Genomic DNA, 21,028 nt, shown 5'->3' with positions numbered 1-21,028 from the left:
TCGCCCATAAACTTGACCAGAGACAGGAGTATTTGGTATTTCCTCAACCGTTGGTATTTCTGGACAATTAATCGGTTCCGGCGGAGGGATTGGCTGAGGGCGAGACTGTCCCAAAAAAGGGATATGTTCTCCTGAACAACTTGCCATTGCTATAGTAGTTAACACTACTACGACGTTGATTATTGTTTGAGGTTTCATCTTAGGTTTAATTCCTCATTTTTATTTTATTTTTGTAATGGCATATTCACTCTTGGTTTTTCATGGTAAGTGATATAGCTATGGCTACCATCATCAGCCTCAACGTTCTTACTCTCAACTTTTTGAGAGACATAAACGCCGTCTGGAGTATGATTTCCATCACCTCCGGATTCAATTTCTTCTCCACCTGCATTCCCCGCAGAACTTATGTACAGAGAAATCTTATGCGTGTGAGCATAGTAGCTGTTGGTTCCGCCTAAAGAAAACTCTTCAATATTTGCCTTAAAATCCTGTTCACTGCTGAAATTGGTGCCAATATTGGCATTTGCCTCTACAGGAAGCAGTTTTTTAATTGGCAAGCTTCCAGAAGCACCGAGACTTCCCTCGAGTTGCCGACGATTATGAACGCCAAAGTTGAAATTCATGTTAGGTGTTTCCCAGGTTTTAGCATTCTTTAATGTGTAGGTGGCAGTAAACTTGTATCCTTCATGTCCTCCCCCGAAAACTCTTTGCTCTGTTTGTGGGTTGGAAACCATTAACCGAACGTGGCTACCAACGGTTTTGTCACCGAGAAACAATCGTGGTGTTCCTTGGAATTTACCTTGGGTTGCGCCCAATGTGGCAGAGATTCTAGGATTAATGTAATAGGTTCCCTCACTGCCTAAATTTCCGCCTCTTCCCGCCAAAGCACTGCCAAAATTTCTCTCATCAATCAATTTGACCTCTGCGGATGCCCAAACATCTTGCCCGATCGCACTCGGTTGTCGCGGTGCATTTTCCGCTTGTGCCATCACTGAAGGCATCGACGGCGCGATCGCAGTGTCTCCTGTATACTCTCCTAACAAAGGTTCAGCCGATTTCCCGGCTACCACGGCATCGGCTACGGCATCGGCGTGCTGTTCATACTTATCCCCCACCTGCCCCATTCCACCAGAAAGTTGCACTTTCCCTGATTGTTGCTGCATAACGTGGGCAGCTTCATGGGCGGCTAACCCTACACTCGGAGTCTTAGCAAAGGCAATCCGATTCCCACAGGTATAAGCCGCCGCCCCCAACGTCTGAGATGCCGCTGCCGCCTCTTTCCCCATATAAGCTTGAATATGGGATAAGTCTTGACCAAAGGACTGTTGGATTTTATCCAGATGTGGTAATTGTCTCGGTGTTCCCCTAAACCCATCCCCGGCAATGTCTTGGGGTGACTTGTGTTGCACCGCCTCCCCATTGTCTTTAAGTTGCACCCCATCCTCAGCTTCACCGTGGGCATCTTTGGGCTGGATGGCTTGCATTTGTGCCTGTCTTGGCATCGCCTCATCCATTCCCTCAAGCAGCTTTGCCTGAATTAAATCTCGGTCATAACTCGAATAAGCGCGAGTCACCTTTCCAGAAGCCGACGGTTGTTTGGCTTGCGACTGTACAGGAAATCGCGGTGGTGCAAACCCTGTAGCACTATCTTTGGGCGCAGGGGCGGGTGGAATAAACGAAGGTTTCTGCTGTTGAGCTTCCTGCATAAGCTGATGACTATATAACTTGCAATTAATTGGGCAAAACTATATGCTGTATATAAAAATTATATCGGACAAATTCGACTTCCACGTCAGGGGTTCTACCCATTCTATGACTTCTACAGCAATAAATTGGTACAAAGCCAATTATCAATATTTGATGACCTCGGTTAACCGAGTCTATCGTCATCTTGAATGCTACATTTCCCAGAAACAGAATCAGACAACTGATCCAAACCCGGATTTTCCCCCACCGGAAACGCCCAACTCGGCGATTCCCTTTGCCTTGGATATCCTCTGCACCCAATTCGGCTTATCTGCTTGCGATCGCGATATCCTTCTCCTATGTGTAGGTATGGAACTCGACCCGGATTTTCCCTTACTCTGTCGCCAAACCCTGAAAAGGTGAAATGCTCTGTCTGTCAAGCGCTTGAGCTGCTTGTCACCCCTTCAGCCATTACTCCTTTACTGGCTATACTGTGTCAACTCGATAAATCAGTTCGCGGGAGTCCAAATGTACCTTCCTGTGTTATCGATATAACCTGGCTTGCTGTCAATTGTCACCCATGCCAATCCTTGGGAAAATTCACTGGCAAAATCAAATTGAGGCTCGATTATGATCTGCCCACTTTTATTAATATAGCCCCACTTTTCACCCACGGCTACAGCAGCTAGCCCTTCAGAAAAGTCTTTGACTTCATCAAACTCCGTTTTAATCACCATCTGACCTGTTTTATCAACATAGCCCCAAGTCAGATCGGCCATTTCTAGTGGTCCTTCCCGAACAGGTGGACCTGTGACTACGACAGCTAACCCTTCAGAGAAATCAAAAGCCTGTCTAAACTGTAAATCAATAGCGATTTGTCCAGTCTTGTCGATATAGCCCCACTCGACACCCGATCTCACCACTGCCAAACCTTCGGAGAAACTTCTATCTAAACTCAAAGGTGACTCAATAACAAACTGCCCCCTTTGGTCGATATAACCTGATTGTTTGCCAAGCCTGACTAATGCCAGTCCTTCGGAAAAGTCTCTAGCTTTATGAAACTGCGGTTGGATAATTATCTTGCCCGTCTTATCGATATAGCCCCACTTACCATTAATCGCGACACTAGCTAGCCCTTCGCAAAACCGATACGTTGTATCAAATTGTGGTGGGATAACCAGTTTGCCAGTCTTGTTAATATAGCCTATCTTACCACCAATACCTACAGCAGCTAGTCCTTCGGAAAAGGAAGAAGCACTATCAAACTGTGGTTCAATAATAATCTGCCCAGTTGTGTCAATGAAGCCACTCTTATCCCCAATTCTGACCCATGCTAGCCCTTCCGAGAAAAACCCAGCCTCCTCAAACTGGGGTTTAACAATAATCTGCCCCGTTGAGTTTATATAACCATATTTATCACGCTGAATAATCGGAAGCAATTGATTTGTTTCTTGACTTTCTCCCGGTGATAGATTGGGTGAGTCAACTGACTCCAAGGAATTGTTTGAGATTAGCCTCTGCTCTGGCGGACTACAGGAAATTAAAGCGGAAAGAGCAATACCTAAAAATATCAAAATTATTTGAACAAACTTTTTGTTTGAGGTTAGGATCATGCTGGTCTTAAAAACTAGACTTTAACATGGATTTTGACTAAGTTTACCAAATAATTTTAGCTCAACTTAGTAAGAATAAGTCGCAATCCGATGCACTGTATAATTCATCACATTACATTCAGCTCAGTCATTTTCCTCAATCTACTAGAGAGGCTAGCCGTCTCATTATATCAATTGACCTCAGCGCAGATTGTTAGTTTCCACGACAGTTGATCCGTGCAATTGTTCCTACAAAATGGACACCTCTGCGTTTGTTAATTAGATATCTATAAATATCCGGCCAAACATTATCAGTAACTGTTATGCACCCCGCTGAACCACGTCCACGGTGTAAGTATTCATCTCCTTGGGGTCCCTCGTAAACTCTAAACCAGACTGTAGCATAGTCTCCATATTGATTACCCCCAGGATGAGGAAAATCAGGAAGTCGTAGGGCATAAGTCACACCACAGTGTATCTTGTCAACACCCGGACGAACATTTATGATTGCACGTGCACGTTTACTTCCATAAGTTAGTTGTTTCGTTTGGTCGTTATAGGTGAGATCTGCCGACCCACCCCAAGTCATAGTATCGTCAAGATAGCCGGGTGCGAGACTTAGTTTTTTTCCGTATAATTCTGTTTCATGTCCTTCCAAGGACTCAAAGTAATCTCGTCCCTGCCTGAATCCCTCATATTTAACTTTCAAATAATCAGGTAAACTAATTCGTTGACCACTCTCGTCTAGGGCTGTCACCCATCCGCTTGTTCCTCCTGACCAACCCCGATAACCACGAGTATTAACTCCTAGTGTTTGGCCGATTTGAAAACTTGTAGCAGGGCGATCAGCTTGAGCTTGAATATTTCCTACTTTCCCCTTCATTGGTTGGTACTGAATAGTCTTGGTGTGAGGGAACATTGGTAATTTTAATTTACTGTGTGAGTCCTCACCCTGTACAAAATTAGGATATTCCTCTTGTAGAGGTACTGCTACTCCTGTATACTCTCCTAATAAAGGTTCAGCCGATTTCCCAGCTATCACGGCATCAGCTACCGCATCGGCGTGCTGTTCATACTTATCCCCCACCTGTCCCATTCCACCAGAAAGTTGCACTTTCCCTGAATAACTTGCAATTAATTTAGCAAAACTATATCCTGTATATAAAAATTATATCGGACAAAATCGACTTCCACTTCAGAGATTCTACCCATTCTATGACTTCTACAGCAATAGATTGGTACAAAGCCAATTATCAATATTTGATGACCTCGGTTAACCGAGTCTATCGTCATCTTGAATGCTATATTTCCCAGAAACAGAATCAGACAACTGATCCAAACCCCAATCTCCCCCCACCGGAAACGCCTAACTCGGCGATTCCCTTTGCCTTGGATATCCTCTGCACCCAATTCGGCTTATCTGCTTGCGATCGCGATATCCTCCTCCTATGCGTGGGTATGGAACTCGACCCCGATTTTCCGTCACTCTGTCGCCAAGCCAGTGGCGACTCCCAGATTAATTACCCGACTCTGAGTTTAGCCTTATCTGTCTTACCCAACATCAGTTTAAGCGTCCTAGGACGACAATCCCCCTTACAATACTGGCAACTAATTGAAATCGCTCCCGGTGTAACCTTAACCCAATCGCCCCTAAGAATTGACTCCCGTATCCTCTGCTATCTTTTAGGCGAACCCAGCATCGATGCTCAACTTGATGAGCGAGTTAAACCCCTGGATCTCGGCTTAACCGGAGAATTAGCCCTTCCCCCATCCCATCAGCAAATCGCCCAGATCATTGCTTCGGCTTGGTCTGAATCTACCCTCACCTCAAAACTGCCAATTATCGAATTTTCTGGCTCAGATTTGACCACAAAACGCCGCATTGCTGCTGAAGCCACAACATTATTTGGCTGTTCTATCCGTCGCATGTCAGCAACGGTACTCCCCTCAGAATCCACCCAACTGCATCAATTACGGCGACGCTGGGAACGGGAAGCTATCTTAACCAATTGTGTATTGTTCCTCGAATGTGACTCTCTGAACATGGGAGATACACTAGGAGTATCACTGATTTCTCAATTTATTGCTGAAATCAGTACACCTGTAATCCTAAGTAGTCAACAGCGACTTCCCGTAACAGAACGCTCCCTAACCACTTACGATATACCCAAACTCACTCCCCAAGAACAACGTTCCCTATTTTTCACCTATCTAGCAGACAAAGGAAGCGAACTCAATGGCGAGGTTAATCGCTTAATCGCCCAATTCAATCTCAGCCAAAGTGCGATTCATTCCGTCTGTACCCAAGCCATCCATCAGGTTAATCGCAATGATCACACCAATTTAGGAACAACCCTGTGGAATACCAGCCGCCACCAAGCCCGTCCCCGCCTAGATGCACTCGCCCAACGCATTGAAACGCCAATGACGTGGGATGACCTGATTCTGCCAGAATCCCAACTCAAAACCCTCAAGGAAATTGTCGCCCACACCCGCCAACGCGCCAAAGTCTACCAGGATTGGGGAATGGGGGGAAAACAGAGTCGGGGACTGGGACTAACTGCGTTATTCTATGGTCAAAGTGGTACAGGTAAAACCACTGCTGCTGAAATTATTGCTAAAGAACTGCACCTCGATTTGTACCGCATTGATCTGAGTGCAGTTGTCAGTAAATATATCGGAGAAACGGAGAAAAACCTAGCTCAAATCTTTGACGCGGCTGAAGTCGGCGGTGTAGTCCTATTATTCGACGAAGCCGACTCTTTATTTGCCAAACGCGGTCAAGTCAAAGACGCCCGCGATCGCTATGCTAACCAAGAAGTCAGTTATCTACTCCAACGCTTAGAAAACTATCAAGGGTTGGCGATTCTCACAACCAACTTAAGAGACTCCATTGACTCAGCTTTTGAGCGACGGTTGCGTTTTGTGCTGGAATTTCCTTTCCCAGATGCAATACAACGAGAGCAGATTTGGCGGCGCGTCTTTCCCAAGTCTACTCCCACCCGACGATTGAATTTTGAGAAGTTAGCGCGGCTGGCTGTTTCCGGAGGTAGTATCCACAATATTGCTTTAGCCGCAGCCTTTCTCGCCGCTGAAGCCTCAGAACCAGTGGGAATGAAGCATCTATTAGCAGCGGCGCAAACTGAAGGGATCAAGATGCAGATTCAAACCGTGATTAGTGTTGGGACTCAGGATTGGCTAGAGTCATCGAAATCTAAATCTAAGTCAAAATCTAAATCCAAATAAATCAAACGTTTTGAATGCTATGCCCAACTATTAATCCCCACCCTGTAAGAGGGTGGGGAATTACGCCGAATCGATTAATCAAATTATTTTGTCGGGTAGATGCGACTGGGGTGCCAGGATTCGAACCTGGGAATGGCGGGACCAAAACCCGCTGCCTTACCGCTTGGCTACACCCCAATGTGTGTACCTTGCTTATATTAGCAGTTGTAGCTGGGAATATGTCAAGAGATTTTGGAAAATTGGCTGATTTCTCCTGATCTCAGGGAACAGAAAGCTCAATTTACGCGGCGGACTCCTCATATATAAACAAATATTAAGATAAGCTAAGATTATTTAACTCGTTCATCAAGGGTGAAAAAGTTAATATAATCTTTATATTACGCTTAAATCCCCTATAATAAGGCATTAGCTGCATTAATCAGGGGAACGTAGCTTTTACATATCTTCAGGTTAGGAGGATTTTTGTCCAAGGGTTGAACTCAATTTGTATTCTTTTGTAAAGAAAAAATTTGATAGCATGTCGAGTTGTCACCATACCGTCAGACCCAGTAAGAGCAACGCTCTACTGGCGATTTATATCTAGGGGTGACTATAGCTGAAGATAACTCGTCATAGAACCTGGCACAACTTTAACCTACCGATTAACACTGGAGATTCACTAATGAGATTAATTCGCGAAATTGTTCAAGAAGCGGAAAAGACTGGCTACCTGACCCTGCAAGCTGAAGACCAATTGCGTCAGCTTTTAGCCAACAAGTACGATTGGGAAGACTTTACCGCGTTCATCCAATTACAGCAAGCAGTAATGGAAGAACGGGTGAAGCAAGAGTCTCGTGAGCTACTCTACACGCTGTCCTCTTGCCACACCCCTACCCCTTGCCATCAAGCGGGATAGATTCGCAAGCGGCGATTGGGTTCATCACCAAAACTATCGGACTTGAGGCGATAATGTTCCACCAGTTCGTGCTGCATCTTTCGCACTTTTGGCGATCGCGGTAGTAATTCGACGGGCTGTCCATTAGGAATAACGATTTGCTCGACGGCTAACCGTGCTTCTTCTAGCGCCTCAATCTCATCATCACTTCCACTTTGGGTAAACAACCGCAAATCCGCTGCATCGGGAACTCCAGGATCATCCATATCCAACATCCGCCGCAGGGCGCGACTCACTTGGGGAACGGTGCTGGCTTTAACCGCATGAATCGGAATTTGCCGGGAGCGGGCAATTGAGCGCAGTTTCGAGTGACTTTTAACATGCGATCGCAAGCCTAAAATGGCATCGGCGCTATCCATATCCTTGGTTAAGACAACGGGTAAATTGAGCACCCGAATCACCTGCTCAATTTGATGGCGACTCACCCCATAAGGATAGACATGGAGGGGCAGATCTTCACCATTGGGTCCAATCGTATCTATAACCTCGCCAACGGAATTGGGTTGTTGCCAAGAGTCATGGAGAAGCTGATCAAAATAACTGGTTTGAGCCGACGCCGGTGATGAGGAACGCGATAGTGGCTGCATCTGTCCCGACGAACGCCAGCCACTGGGTTTTGCCACTAACCCGGACTGGGTACTGCGCTCCAGGGGTGCGGGTGCATCGGGGAATTCACGGGTAATAATTACCTTATTCTGCTCATCCACCGTCCGCATTTGGGGATTCGGTTTGCGCCCCCGCAGTAGCGCATCCACGGTATCCGCAACACTCTCATGCACGACCCAGCGCTGACGCTCCAGCATTTCCACGGCAATCTCAAAGGTGGGCGGGGCTTTGCGTTCCAATACCGTTTTTTGAGAACCCCGACGTCTGGCTTCATCATCCCCCAGAGTTACGGCTTGAATCCCACCGACTAAATCAGAGAGCGTCGGATTTTTAATCAGATTCTCGATTTGGTTTCCATGGGCTGTTCCCACCAACTGCACCCCCCGTTCTGCGATCGTGCGAGCGGCGAGGGCTTCGAGTTCGGTGCCAATTTCATCAATGACAATCACTTCGGGTGTATGATTTTCTACCGCTTCAATCATCACCTGATGTTGAAGTTCTGGACGCGACACTTGCATCCGCCGAGCTCGACCAATGGCGGGATGGGGAATATCGCCATCGCCTGCAATTTCATTGGAGGTATCAATAATCACCACCCGTTTTTGTAGATCATCTGCCAGCACCCGGGCAATTTCGCGTAACGCCGTCGTTTTGCCCACACCTGGACGCCCCAACATCAAAATTGATTGACCCCGTTCGACCAGATCATGAATCAGACCAATAGTGCCAAACACCGCTCGTCCGACGCGACAGGTTAGCCCGATAATGTCGCCGGGACGATTGCGAATCGCACTAATCCGGTGTAAGGTTTTCTCCAGTCCGGCTCGATTATCCCCACTGAAATGCCCAACCCGCTCAACACAATAGTTTAATTGTTCAGCGGTGACGGGGGTTTCGGACAGATATTCGGCACCAGAGGGAAAACGCACCTCAGGAAATCGACCCAAATCCATCACCACTTCAATTAAATTGTCGCGATGGGGGTGTTGCTCCAGGATTTGGCGAATATCCTCTGGCAAAATAGCGAGTAATTTTTGGAGATCCTCAGTAATCTGCATCCCAGCTAAATTGGTGGTGTTAGATAAGGCTTGATTGGATAACGATTGGGGATGGGATGGGTTCATCCCGTTGGCATTCACCATAGGCTTGTCATTCGTCGTTCGTCGTTTGTCATACTCGCTCCCTTGAGAAGCAAGCTACGTCGTTTGTCATTCGTCCTTTGTCCTTTGTTTATGTAAGGGTTTGAGGACTATTGACAGAACCTACTGAGTTCGGGTTGAACAGGCTTAGGCTCAGACTTGAGTTGAGACACCAAGGAATGGGCTAGAGCCACGGCTTTTGCCAGCCGATGTGGATCATTTTCCAGGTTTGCCCTTGATAATAATGGAAATGCTTGGAAATTGATATTATGATTTGCTTCATGGTATTGATCGAGTTGGTCTAAAATTGGAGCCAGTAATACCCGGGCATAGCTTCCGTAAGCCACACCCGCGACAAAGGGCTGGATGGGGTTAGCGGTAGCGTCTTCTGGGGTTCCAGGGTTGAGGAGTCCTACTGCTTTGAGTTTACTCACGGTATGGTGATTGGTTCCACCCGCCAGTTGCACGTATCCAGGTAAGTTGGCGGATAACACCTTTTGTGCCAGTTTCACGGCTTTTCGAGTGGTTCCTGTACCAATATCACCGCTCATTGGTTTGCCATCGGTTTGCCAGAGGAGGGGACAAGGTAAGGGCGTGATCAGATGGTAAAGTTCCCAGAGATAATCAATCATGCCTTCACCATCCGGACAACTGATAGCCAGCAACTTCAGGGTATGCATCCAGGGAGCGATCGCGCCCCAGAGTCGTTTAAAATCAGTAAAATGCCCAACTTGGGTGTGAATTTCCAAAGCATCAACGCCCGTTGAAAGAATCAGTTCCGCTAGAGTTGTGGGGGCGGATACATAGGAGCGAGTATAGATCAGTTGACTGGGGCAAACGGGTAAGCAACGTCCGCAGCCATAACAGCGTTGATCAATAACACCGGAGAATCCCTGGGGCGAGTGAGGATAGTTGAAAGGTTGGTCTGGTTTCGCTTGTTTTCGGGACTCCGGCGGAGTTGGCGGTGGCTCAAAGACAATAGCTTGAGCCGGACAAATGGTTTGGCAAGGACGGGGACAGTCGGGAGGACAAGCATTGGGATTAAATTCAGCTTTGCGAAAATGGGGATCTTCCCCATCATTTAAACTGACCATTAACCAGGGTTGGTTACTGTATCCCATGCCTTGTGCAAGACCTGACTCCACCAGACTTGTCGCCACCCCTAAGGCTGTCTTTGCCGCCGCAATTACGGCAGGGTCAGCTGCCACATCAATACAATCAGCCCCAGCTAGAGTATACGCCAAGGTGAGGTTACGAACGGCAGGTAGGTGCTGAAAACTTGCGCCACAGATGAGCTTGAACCAGCGACCTTCCTTTAGGGATTGTAAGGGAGTGTACAGTTTAGTCACCCTTATATGCTAATTCCTTGTGCCAAAAATGGGGAGATTGATTTCTGGTGGAAACCTGGGGGACAATAAACCGCAGGGTTCAGGATTAGGGGTGGGCAATTGTGCTGCGATCGCGACTCAGATGCATCCATTTCCCCATATCTAGGCAATTTAGTCAGGTTGTCCCCTAAATCTGGGGGGTAAATCCAGAGGGTGCTGTTTTTCATCTCCGACATGAATGAACCTGGATTTCATGTTTAATTTTTGTAACATTAATGAATTCTGTTGACCCACCGACAGTAGGGGTTTGGTTCCCAAACCCTTTGAAGGATTCCCCATGCCCACAAAAAGACCCCGCTCTGTTCATTTGGCGGAGTCAACCTTAACTCTCTACTACACTAAAAAGAGTACTGCAATCCCAGGGCTAGATCTATAAAGTTTCGGTAAAGTTCAGGGAGAAAAGGTTAAAGATTCTGTAAAGCTACTCCCCCTCAACCTTTGATTAAGTAGCTGGACACTTTGGTCTCCCCCATAGAACCAAAAGCTCCCGCATCCGCTGGTCTAATGCCTTGCCCCGACGACATTTCCTTGTCCTTTCACCTAGAGCGTCGGTCAAGTATTCCTAGAAACCGGGTTTCTAGTCAGCATGACAACGCCATATAAACCTTTCACCTGGCATAACCCGGTTTCTTGACCGATGTCCTAGTATCCCTCCGCACCTCTGCTTCCCTGCTTGCCCAGCTAAAGCATCTATTATAGATAAGGTGTTGGGGATAAATATTTCTTACAGGTTGTGCTAATAAATAATAAGAGAAATGGATGATTTACCATTAGCTATTAATCTTTTGCCATTTTCTACAGGAAACGGAATTCGATCAACTCGCGGATCGACCTGTGCATTAGCCGGATAAGAATGGGCAGACTAGACAAGTAGACTAGGGGCAGGATCAAACAATTGAGATCTCCAATACCTTGAGACGGACTCCTCCCCAACCCTCCCTTTGTCAAGGGGAGGGAACTCAAACTTTGCTCTGCTCACGGCAAAAACTCTTGATTGATCAGCGAGTCAATCTGCTGGATTATTGAAGGACTGACAATGCCAGATTTATTAACAACACTGTTGTATATTCCTCACGGTCATTGCTACTTGTGGCAAACGAATTTAGTTTCCCTACATGTTATTTCTGACGCCTTAATCGCGCTGGCTTATTTTTCAATTCCTGTTACTCTGCTTTACTTTGTTAGCCAGCGAGAGGATGTCCCGTTTCCCAGAATATTTTTCTTATTTGGTGCTTTTATTATTGCCTGTGGGATGACTCACGCTATGGGAGTCTGGACACTTTGGTTTCCAGATTATTGGCTCTCTGGCTTGATTAAAGCATTTACGGCTCTGGTTTCCTGTTACACGGCGTTAGTCCTGATTCCGCTGACTCCCCAAGCCTTGGCGCTACCCAGCCCCGCTCAACTGCAAGCGGCGAATCAGGCGTTGGAAATGGAAATCCGCGATCGCAAACAAGCAGAAGCGGCGGTGCGTACTCTAAATTCACAACTTGAGCAGCGTGTCAATGAGCGTACCAAAGAATTAACCCAGGTGAATCAGAAATTAGAACGGGAAATCAAAGAACGTATTCAAGTCGCCGACGCCTTGCTGGAAGCCGAAGAAAACTATCGCAGTATCTTTGAAAAAGCGGGTTGGGGTATCTTCCAAACCACCCCCGATGGACAGTATCTTAGCGCTAACCCGGCTCTGGCTCAGATTTATGGCTATCCCTCCCCCGAAGCCCTGATCAGTCGCCTCACCAATGGTGAACATCAACTCTATGTGGATCAAAACCAACGGGCTGAATTTAAACGCCTAATTCATCAACAGGGTTCTGTCTCCAGCTTTGAGTCCCAAGTGTATCGCCAAGATGGGAGTATTATCTGGATTAGTGAAAATACTCGTGCAGTACGGGATGCCAATGGCGTACTGCTGTACTATGAAGGATCAGTGGAGGATATTAGCGATCGCAAGCAAGCCGCCGAACAGTTACAAGCTAGTGAGCAAAAGCTACGCCAAATCATTGATCTAGTGCCTCACTTCATTTTCGCCAAAAATCTCGATGGACAGTTTATCCTCGTCAATCAAGCGATCGCGGATGCTTACGGGACAACAGTCGAACACTTGCTTAACCACAAAGATGAGGACTTTATTAAATCCCCCGAACAACTGCGCCGTATTCGCGAAGAAGAACGGCAAATTATCCAACAGGGACAACCCAAACATATCCCAGAGGAACGGGTTCCCGATGCTCACGGGAATATCCGCATCGTGCAAACCACCCGCATTCCCTTTTATGTCACAGGTTCAGCAACACCCGCCATTTTAGGCATTGCTATTGATATTACTCAACGCAAACACATTGAACAAGAACTGCGCGAAAATGCTGCCATAATTCGCGCTTTATACGAAGTCACAACCCAACAAAATTCTGACTTTGAGCAAAAGCTACAAAACTTACTAACCATGGGACGCCGCCAGTTTAATCTGGATGTCGGTATTCTCTCTCATATTGAAAACATTGACACCGAGAACGGGCGTTATGAAATCATCGCCGCTCAAATGCCCAATAATTTGAGCTTCAAAGGCGTCACTCTTGACCTGAAACAAACCTACTGCGGCGAAATCGTACACGCCAAAAAGCCCCTTTGCATCTTATCCGCTAGCACCAGCCAGTGGCACAATCACCCCGGCTTCAAGGTTTTCCAAGTCGAAGCCTATATCGGTGTCCCTGTTATAGTTAGCGGACAATTATATGGTACGCTCTGTTTCGTCAGTCTAACCCCCCGACAAACGCCATTCAAAGATATAGAAATTGAACTGTTAAGACTGATGGCGCAGTGGATTGGTGGAGAAATTGAGCGTCAACAGGCAGCACAAGAATTGGCACAAGCTCGTGATGTGGCTTTGGCAGCGACTCGGGCTAAAAGTGAATTTCTCGCCACGATGAGTCATGAAATTCGCACGCCGATGAATGGGGTGATTGGTATGACTGGACTGCTGTTGGATACGCAGTTAACCTCTCAACAGCAGGAATTCGTCACCACGATTCGTCATAGTGGCGATACCTTACTCACCGTTATTAATGATATTCTCGACTTCTCCAAGATTGAATCCGGCAAACTGGAGTTGGAAGAAGTCTCCTTTGATCTGCAAGTTTGTATTGAAAATTGTTTGGATCTGTTAGCGGCTAAAGCCAGTGATAAGAACTTAGAACTTGCCTATCAAATTACACCTCAAACTCCCCGAATGATTATCGGTGATGTAACCCGCTTACGGCAAATTTTGGTTAACCTGTTGAGTAATGCGGTTAAATTTACCCAATCGGGGGAAGTGATTGTTTCCATTAACGCCGAGAAACTCGACTATGAACAATGGGAGCGCCCGGAAACAAAAACTAGCCTAACTCCACGGATTACTCCCTCAGTGGCTACCCCTCATTATCGGATTCAATTTGCGGTTAAGGATACCGGGATTGGTATTCCCCCAGAACGATTAAACCGTTTATTTCAACCCTTCAGTCAAGTAGACTCCTCAACCACCCGCAAATATGGTGGTACAGGATTGGGACTTGCCATCTGTAAGCAATTGTGCGAAATGATGGGCGGGACAATGTGGGTAGAAAGTCAAGAGGATATTGGCTCAACCTTTTACTTCACGTTGGTGGTTCCGGCTGATCCGAGTACCCAGCAGAATACGAATCAGGTTTGTCGATTGGAACTCGATGGTCAACGACTGCTAATTGTTGATGATAACGACACCAATCGCAAGATTTTGATGCGCCAAGCTCAAGTTTGGGGAATGGAATGCTATGCGGCACAATCAGGGGTTCAAGCCTTAGATTGGCTACATCAGGGGGAACGGTTTGACTTGGCAATTCTGGATATGCAGATGCCAGAGATGGATGGGGTGACATTGGCGCAAAAAATCCGTAAAGTTCCCGGTTGTCAAACTCTACCTCTGGTGATGCTCTCGTCTCTGGGTGAGTTGCAAGTCGATACACCTGATGTGAAGCAGACGTTTGCTGGGTTTTTGACTAAACCGATTAAACAGTCTCAACTGTGTGATGTGCTGATGCAAGCGATGGCGGGGATACCGATTAAGGTGAAAATCCACAGCGCCAAGAAACCAGACATTGACGCCAAGATGGGTGAACGGTTACCCCTACGAATTTTACTGGCGGAAGATAATCCAGTGAATCAGCAGGTAGCGCTGCATCTGCTGCAACGGATGGGATATCGAGCGGATGTCGCAGGGAATGGGTTAGAAGTCTTGGAAGCGCTACGGCGTCAGCCTTATGATGTGGTGTTTATGGACGTACAGATGCCAGAAATGGATGGGTTAGAGGCATCCCGGCGTATTTGTCAAGAGTGGTCAGATCAGAATAAGCAATCGAAACGTCCGCGAATAATTGCCATGACCGCTAATGCCATGGTAGGCGATCGCGAAATGTGCATTGAGGCAGGTATGGATGATTATATCAGCAAACCCATCCGCATTGAGGAATTGGTTGAGGCGTTAAAGAAAGCAGGGGGTGTAGGGGAAGCAGGGGGAGCAGGGGGAGCAGGGGGAGCAGGGGAAGCAGGGGGTGTAGAGGGAGCTTGTAGAGACGTTCCGGTGGAACGTCTGGGAGCAGAGGGAGAGGAGATTAAAGCCTCTGGGAGTTCTGTTGATACAACCCCATCGGATAGTACCACGGTGGCGGGATTGGATCTGTCCGATAAAGCCGTGTTTGACCCGGTAATTTTTCAACAATTACGTGAGATGCTGAATCAAGAGGAAATATTAGCCGAAGTGATTACTCGCTATCTAGAGGAGGCGCCTAAACTCTTACAAGATTTGTCTGATGGAATAACTCAAGGACAAACAGAACTGCTGAATCGAACCGCTCATACCTTGAAATCCAGCAGTGCGATGTTAGGAGCAAGCCGTTTAGCTCATTTGTGTCAGGAGTTAGAAGCCAAGGCGAATCGTGATAACGTTGAAGTTAAAGCCACGCTATTATCGCAGATTAAAGCTGAATATGAACCCGTGAAAAGGGTTTTATTGGAACACAAACCAGACAAAACTTAGTTCGTAGTCAGGGCTTTAGCCCTAGTTCGTAACTATTTCACTCTTTTGGTATAGTAATCTTATGACCACAGACCTAATTGACCCAACACTTGATCAAGCGATCGCGTTTTTAACCACGTCTTCTACCAAACCCCCTGAATCCAAAGCTGTGGTTGAGGCACTATTAACCGCTGAGAAGACAGCCAAACAGACGAAAGTACGCCATAGCTATTCCGAGTTACTGGGAACATGGCGATTGGGATTTATCACCGGAACCAAACGCTCTCGTCAACGTGCTGGCGTGGTGTTGGGTGCGGGACGGTTTTTGCCGAAATGGGTAAAGATTCAGTTATCCTACTCCCCCTCAGAAGCGAGTCAAGACCAAGGAACAGTAGTAAATTCGGTGGAACTGGGATCTCTGCACCTAGTTGTCACTGGACCGACTCAGTTTTTTGCTAAGACGAATATCCTGGCTTTTGATTTCACCCGCATAAACCTGTCATTATTTGGCTTAAAATTATATAACGGATATATTCGCGGCGGTCAAGAGCGAGAGGCTTCTTTTTATGATAAACCGTTAAAAGATAAGGCATTTTTTACCTATTTTCTCGTCGAAAATCAAGCAATTGCCGCAAGAGGACGCGGCGGTGGGTTGGCATTGTGGACAGCATTGTAGGGATAGCATTGTAGGGGCGGGTTTAGGAACTAAATTATCTTGTTATCCCTAACGTACAAACAAAACCCGCCCTATCTCACCTTAAATCAAGATTAAAACGTCAATGTAACTCGGATAGTACCAACATAAATCGCATCATTATCATCATTGTGTTCTGGATTAGTAATCACAAATAATCCTGGAGTAATCGAGATATCGTCATTCAGCGGAAAACGGTAAAATGTTTCTAGATGTAACGCTGTATCCCGATCCTCAAAATCCGCGCCCAGTTCATTATTAAGAATCTTCGGCGGTTGACCAATTACAATACCGACTAAACTATCTTCTTGGCCAAAATCCGGCAAAGCCAACAACATCGCCCAGGTAAAGATATTAGCATTAGGTTGATTGGGTAAGTCCTTAGCTTGCGCTTGAATTAAACCCACTCGCCCGCCTAAAATAAATCCTGGATTGACTCGTATAGAGGCTTCAGCCGCAAAAGAGTTAGCTGTTACGTCTTCAGTCTCGCGATTAAACGGATCACTGGTTAATTCGCTACCAGTTCCCGTATTAAAACTATTCGAGGAACGGGTGTATGTGAAACTTAAAGAGGCGATGTCACTAGGTTGCCAGGTTAATTGCGCGATCGCAGCATAAGTATCATTGCCCAAAATCCCATTATCGGCTTCATTGGCATCAATGGCAACATAGCCCAAGGATAGATTAACAGACTCACCCAAGTTCTGAGAAATGCCAATTCCCGCCCCTTCTCCTTGACGGCGGATGGGATTTTCTCGCCCAAAGGTGGAAATGGAACCATCCCCACTTCCGCTAAATAGAGGGTTGACGGTGGGGATTAAATCGCCTAACCCGATTCCTACTGTACCCAGACTCACTTGGGTTTGGGGAGTGACTAAAAATCGGTACTCTAATTCATCAAGTTCTACTTCATTGTCATCCTTTCCATCAAACCCTAAGTTTGCCATTTGTGTCCCTGTAGCTTCGGCAAATTCGGGAATATCACGACCTTGCAAACGGATTTGTAGTCTATCTTTTCCGGTAAAACTGGTTTCTAAGGTGAGGCGAAATCGATTGCCAAAGGTGAGATTATTGTCAATGGGTTCACCACTTCCATCAGCTTTTTTTGTCCCCTGAACTCCACTAAACGCAAGAATCACCTCTCCTTCTAATTCAGTGGTGGGAGAAAATTGCTGAGATTCTAATTGAGTTGTGCGCTTTTCTAGGCTGTATACCCGTTCGCTAATTAGGTTTAATTCAGTAGAAAAATTTTGTTGTAATCGTTGCAATGTTTTTAGATCAGTTTCGGCAACGGGGTTGGTTGTACTGTTAATATTTTGTTCGTAAATGTAATCTAGACAAGCCTTTAATCCAGTGGCAAATTCATAGCGAGTCAGGGTTTGATTGCCGCGATAGGTGTTATTCGGATATCCGCTGAGACAACCATAGCGATCAATGAGCGATCGCAATGCCTGAAATGCCCAATCATCAGGACTCACATCGGCTAGCTGAGATACTGGTGTGACGGTGTTCATGTCACTATTGGTGAGTTCCTTTGATCGTGAATAATTAGAGTCAATATCGGTTGTCATAAACTCATTGGCTAGGGTGGTATGTGTTCCTATTAAAGGAGAAACTAATACAATTATCACTAGCCCTATTTTTTGATATAAAACTTGTCCAATCATCTTTTATTTGAGACGTTGTTCACACAGTTCTAATAAAGATTCGGTAAATTGACACCGATCTGGAAACTGAGTGCTGATGTAAATATGTCGCACTAAGGTTAAGGTTGTATAAGACTGAATCGCTGGACGAAGGGCTTCACCTGCAAGCTGAATAAATCTCTCCGCTAACGCATTTTCTCGATCCACTAAGGCTTCGGAATTGCCTAAAGTTCGCAAACTTTGCTCTGTGATATGTCCAATAAAGTTACCAATATCTAAGCCGGGATTGCCTTGACAATATAAGTCCAGATCCAGTAAATAAAGGCGATTGTTATCGATAAGGATTTGGTCAGGATAAAAGTCGCGATGAATACCCAGAAGTTGCGGTTCTGGGGTTATTGCTGCCACGCGATCGCACGCCGCTAAAATTTGCTTTAAACGGGTTTCCCACTGGGGTTTGAGTTGAGATACTAGGGGCAGACGTTCGTGCAAAATTCGCAGTTCATCGGCTATGGTGTGGCAACGCTGGGGCGGAATTTTGGCTTGATGTAGTTTATGAATGGCTTCGGCAATGCGTTTAGCTAGGGTAATTCCTTGGGGTTGGGGGAGTAGTTTGGTGGCGGTTACTCCGGGTACTTTGCGCTGAAGCCACATCTGAAAGTCGGGAATTACGGCGATGGGTTCGGGTATACTAATTCCATCGTTACTATTATCGGTAAATCCTTTCTGCCAAAGGGTTTGGTTGAGTTGATAGCTTTTAAAATCAGTGCCTTTTGCCCGTACTTTGCCGAGGAGGGTGATGGGAATGGTGGAATGATTGGGATGGGTTAGGTTATATTCAATTAAGCAGCGACGTCCGGGTTTGTGGCGAATGACGCGAATGGCACAAAGGTTGCTTTTTTGAAGGGGTTGTGGTAGGTTTTTGGTGAGTTCTTGCTGGGCGGTGATTGGGTTAAGGGCTGCGGTAAGGAATGACAGGTTTGGATCGGTGGTGATGTTGAATGGATCGATTACGGGAATGGTCATGGGATTGACGATTTTAAATGAAAATTGGTGGTGTCGAAATGATGTTTTTTTAACGCAGAGGGGCGCAGAGGTAAGCGCAGAGGGGCGCAGAGGTTTTGGGGGATTTGGATGATGGGTTGGGGGATTTGGAGGAATTATGGGACATGAGAGTCTCAAACTCTGACAAAGGACAAATGACGAATGACGAATGACGATCTCCACCGTTAGCTTTTATGGTGTTCACCTACTTATTTCTTGCTTTTTGTTTTCTCTATCGGCTGGAGATTGCATCTGATATAAGCTGGTATATTTTTTATTGAGTTGGATTAATTGGGAATGGGTTCCTTGTTCGAGGATTTGTCCGTTTTCTAGGTAGAGAATTAAATCAGCATGGGCGGCGAGGGTTAAGTCATGGGTGATGAGAAAGGTGGTGCGGTTTTTGGCTACGCTTTCTAGGGCGGTAATCACGGCTTTTTCGTTATGTTTGTCTAAACCTGTGGTGGGTTCATCGAGGATGAGAATTGGGGCTTGGCGAATGGCGGCTCGGGCGATGGCTAAACGTTGACGTTGTCCCCCGGAGAGGGTGGAGCCTCGCTCGCCTAAGATGGTGTCGTAGCCTTGGGGAAGCGCTTCGACAAATTCATGAGCATTGGCAAGACGCACTGCTGCTTCAATCTCGGCGTGGGTAGCATCGGGAACACCGTAGCCGATGTTTTCCCAAACGGTGGCGGCAAAGAGTAAACTGTCTTGCATGACGACACTAATTTGAGTTCGCAATGATTTGAGGGTATAGTCACGAATATCTCGTCCATCAATCATGACTCGCCCTTCAGTGGGATCATACAAACGCAAAAGTAGGCTCAGAAGTGTCGATTTACCACTCCCGGAGGTGCCCACTAGAGCTACTTGTTGTCCCGGTTTTACGTCTAATTCAATGGCTTTGAGTAAGGGATTACCGGCTTGATAGGCAAAGCTGACGCAATCAAATCTGACATATCCTTGAAATGGAGGCGCGACAATGGCAAAGGGGGAATCGTCAACCTCCGGTGTTTCATCTAAAATGTCTAAAACACGCTCCCCAGAGGCTACTGCTTTTGATAGTCGCCCGGTATATTTAGCAAAGTTCTGTATTGGTTTAAAGGCTTGTTTGAGATAGGTTAAGAAAACTAGAACATCTCCAGGGGTGAGATGATCTCGTAATGCTAACCTGGCACCGTACCACAAGACAATGGCTGTACCAATGGCGATGACGACATCCACAGTACGTTCTAAGCTAGCGGATAAGCGTTGGGTTTTCACGCTTTCCTTGAGACTGCGGTGATTGGCTTGGGAGAAGACGTTGGCGAAGGCGTCTTGCAGGGAAAGGGCTTGTACTAATTTAATTGCGCCAATTGATTCGGCTAGAGTGGCGGCGACAGCCCCCTCACGCTGACGCTGCTGACGTGAGGCTTGCTGGATTCGCTCACTTAGGCGGGTGGCGGCAAACCAAAAGAAGGGTAAGGTAATTAATGCTAGTAATGTTAGATCGCGATCGATCCAAATCATGATTCCAATCATACCCAATAGTGTCATAATGCTGACGATAAGGGGCATGACGGCGGTTAGGACAATTTCTTGTAATCGGGTGGTATCGGTGCTGATTCGCACTAATAAATCACCACTTCTAGCTTTGGTATGGTAGGAGAGAGATAGGCATTGAAGATGACGATAGAGTTGTTCGCGAATTTCGGTTAAGATGCGGCTACTGGCTAGGGCTAAACTCACGGTACTCCAGTAAGATGCTATTGCTCGTAGTGCGGTGATGGCGATTAACCCGAAAGCCGATAGGGTTAGCAATGTTACTGGATCAAAACGATTGAGAATACTAATGTTTTTATCGGGTGCATCAATTAAAATATAGTCAAAAACAAATTTCAGGGGCCACGGTTCAAGTAATCGCAATACTACCTCAGCGAATAGAGCGAATACCGCTGTGATTAAGAGTAAACTTTGTTTCTGAAGATAGGGGGCGAAGCGATGTAATATTCGCCAGAAACTAGGAATAGATTTTTTTTTCATTT

The 21,028-nt window shown here is 46.4% G+C and carries 13 protein-coding genes, 1 tRNA gene and 1 pseudogene; 5 read left to right on the top strand and 10 right to left on the bottom strand.

Going from position 1 to position 21,028, the window contains the following annotated elements; translation table 11 throughout:
* Positions 1 to 198 (bottom strand): annotated as a pseudogene (locus RH949_RS13135) (hypothetical protein); the annotation flags it as partial.
* Positions 199 to 224: 26 nt separating this feature from the next.
* A complete protein-coding gene (locus RH949_RS13130) occupies positions 225 to 1,706 on the bottom strand; it encodes an eCIS core domain-containing protein (RefSeq protein WP_446353642.1) in 1,482 nt (493 codons plus the stop codon).
* A 106-nt stretch (positions 1,707 to 1,812) separates the two neighbouring features.
* Between RH949_RS13130 and RH949_RS13125 the strand changes: the two genes are divergently transcribed.
* A complete protein-coding gene (locus RH949_RS13125) occupies positions 1,813 to 2,109 on the top strand; it encodes a hypothetical protein (RefSeq protein WP_006098331.1) in 297 nt (98 codons plus the stop codon).
* A gap of 86 nt (positions 2,110 to 2,195) precedes the next feature.
* On the opposite strand, the gene RH949_RS13120 is transcribed toward RH949_RS13125, so the two are convergent.
* Together RH949_RS13120 and RH949_RS13115 are read right to left on the bottom strand one after the other, a co-directional pair.
* Positions 2,196 to 3,125: a WG repeat-containing protein gene (locus RH949_RS13120; protein WP_232231616.1), complete on the bottom strand. Its 930-nt coding sequence runs from the start codon at positions 3,123 to 3,125 to the stop codon at positions 2,196 to 2,198.
* 367 nt (positions 3,126 to 3,492) lie between these two features.
* Positions 3,493 to 4,392, bottom strand: coding sequence for a hypothetical protein (locus RH949_RS13115; RefSeq protein WP_083798898.1), 900 nt, complete (start codon positions 4,390 to 4,392; stop codon positions 3,493 to 3,495).
* Between the two features lie 101 nt (positions 4,393 to 4,493).
* Here RH949_RS13115 and RH949_RS13110 point away from each other — a divergent pair, with 101 nt between their 5' ends.
* Positions 4,494 to 6,524 (top strand): ATP-binding protein, encoded by a 2,031-nt coding sequence (locus RH949_RS13110; RefSeq protein ID WP_446353639.1) that lies wholly within the window; start codon positions 4,494 to 4,496, stop codon positions 6,522 to 6,524.
* Between the two features lie 105 nt (positions 6,525 to 6,629).
* On the opposite strand, the gene RH949_RS13105 is transcribed toward RH949_RS13110, so the two are convergent.
* Positions 6,630 to 6,701, bottom strand: a tRNA-Gln gene (locus RH949_RS13105).
* 484 nt (positions 6,702 to 7,185) lie between these two features.
* On the opposite strand from RH949_RS13105, the gene RH949_RS13100 reads away from it, so the two are divergent.
* Entirely contained in the window at positions 7,186 to 7,419 is a 234-nt protein-coding gene (locus tag RH949_RS13100; RefSeq protein ID WP_044204643.1) for a hypothetical protein, read from the top strand.
* Here RH949_RS13100 and RH949_RS13095 read toward each other — a convergent pair.
* Complete coding sequence (locus RH949_RS13095; protein WP_446353648.1) at positions 7,407 to 9,122, bottom strand: R3H domain-containing nucleic acid-binding protein; 1,716 nt, start codon at positions 9,120 to 9,122, stop codon at positions 7,407 to 7,409. The genes RH949_RS13100 and RH949_RS13095 overlap by 13 nt on opposite strands.
* A 191-nt stretch (positions 9,123 to 9,313) precedes the next feature.
* Positions 9,314 to 10,552, bottom strand: coding sequence for a circadian clock protein LdpA (gene ldpA, locus RH949_RS13090; RefSeq protein WP_446353636.1), 1,239 nt, complete (start codon positions 10,550 to 10,552; stop codon positions 9,314 to 9,316).
* Positions 10,553 to 11,627: 1,075 nt separating this feature from the next.
* Between ldpA and RH949_RS13085 the strand changes: the two genes are divergently transcribed.
* Both RH949_RS13085 and RH949_RS13080 read left to right on the top strand, forming a co-directional pair.
* Positions 11,628 to 15,644 carry a response regulator gene (locus RH949_RS13085; RefSeq protein WP_446353634.1) on the top strand — a complete coding sequence of 1,339 codons (4,017 nt, stop codon included), beginning with the start codon at positions 11,628 to 11,630 and terminating at the stop codon, positions 15,642 to 15,644.
* 61 nt (positions 15,645 to 15,705) lie between these two features.
* Positions 15,706 to 16,299, top strand: coding sequence for a hypothetical protein (locus RH949_RS13080; RefSeq protein WP_446353632.1), 594 nt, complete (start codon positions 15,706 to 15,708; stop codon positions 16,297 to 16,299).
* 92 nt (positions 16,300 to 16,391) lie between these two features.
* On the opposite strand, the gene RH949_RS13075 is transcribed toward RH949_RS13080, so the two are convergent.
* The 3 genes from RH949_RS13075 to RH949_RS13065 form a co-directional block, all read right to left on the bottom strand.
* On the bottom strand, positions 16,392 to 17,888 hold the full coding sequence (locus RH949_RS13075) for an iron uptake porin (protein ID WP_446353630.1): 1,497 nt from the start codon (positions 17,886 to 17,888) through the stop codon (positions 16,392 to 16,394).
* A 99-nt stretch (positions 17,889 to 17,987) separates the two neighbouring features.
* Positions 17,988 to 18,989, bottom strand: a complete 1,002-nt coding sequence (locus RH949_RS13070) for a phosphotransferase (RefSeq protein WP_446353628.1) — start codon at positions 18,987 to 18,989, stop codon at positions 17,988 to 17,990.
* A 219-nt stretch (positions 18,990 to 19,208) separates the two neighbouring features.
* The gene (locus RH949_RS13065; protein ID WP_446353626.1) at positions 19,209 to 21,026 is read right to left on the bottom strand and encodes an ABC transporter ATP-binding protein; all 1,818 of its coding nucleotides are present in this window, start codon (positions 21,024 to 21,026) and stop codon (positions 19,209 to 19,211) included.
* Between the last annotated feature and the right edge of the window lie 2 nt (positions 21,027 to 21,028).

This window comes from Coleofasciculus sp. A1-SPW-01 (assembly GCF_040217205.1).
Taxonomy (GTDB): Bacteria; Cyanobacteriota; Cyanobacteriia; order Cyanobacteriales; family Coleofasciculaceae; genus Coleofasciculus; species Coleofasciculus chthonoplastes_A.
The sequence above is the reverse complement of the archived record's forward strand: the minus strand, read 5'-3'. Positions and strand labels throughout refer to the sequence as shown.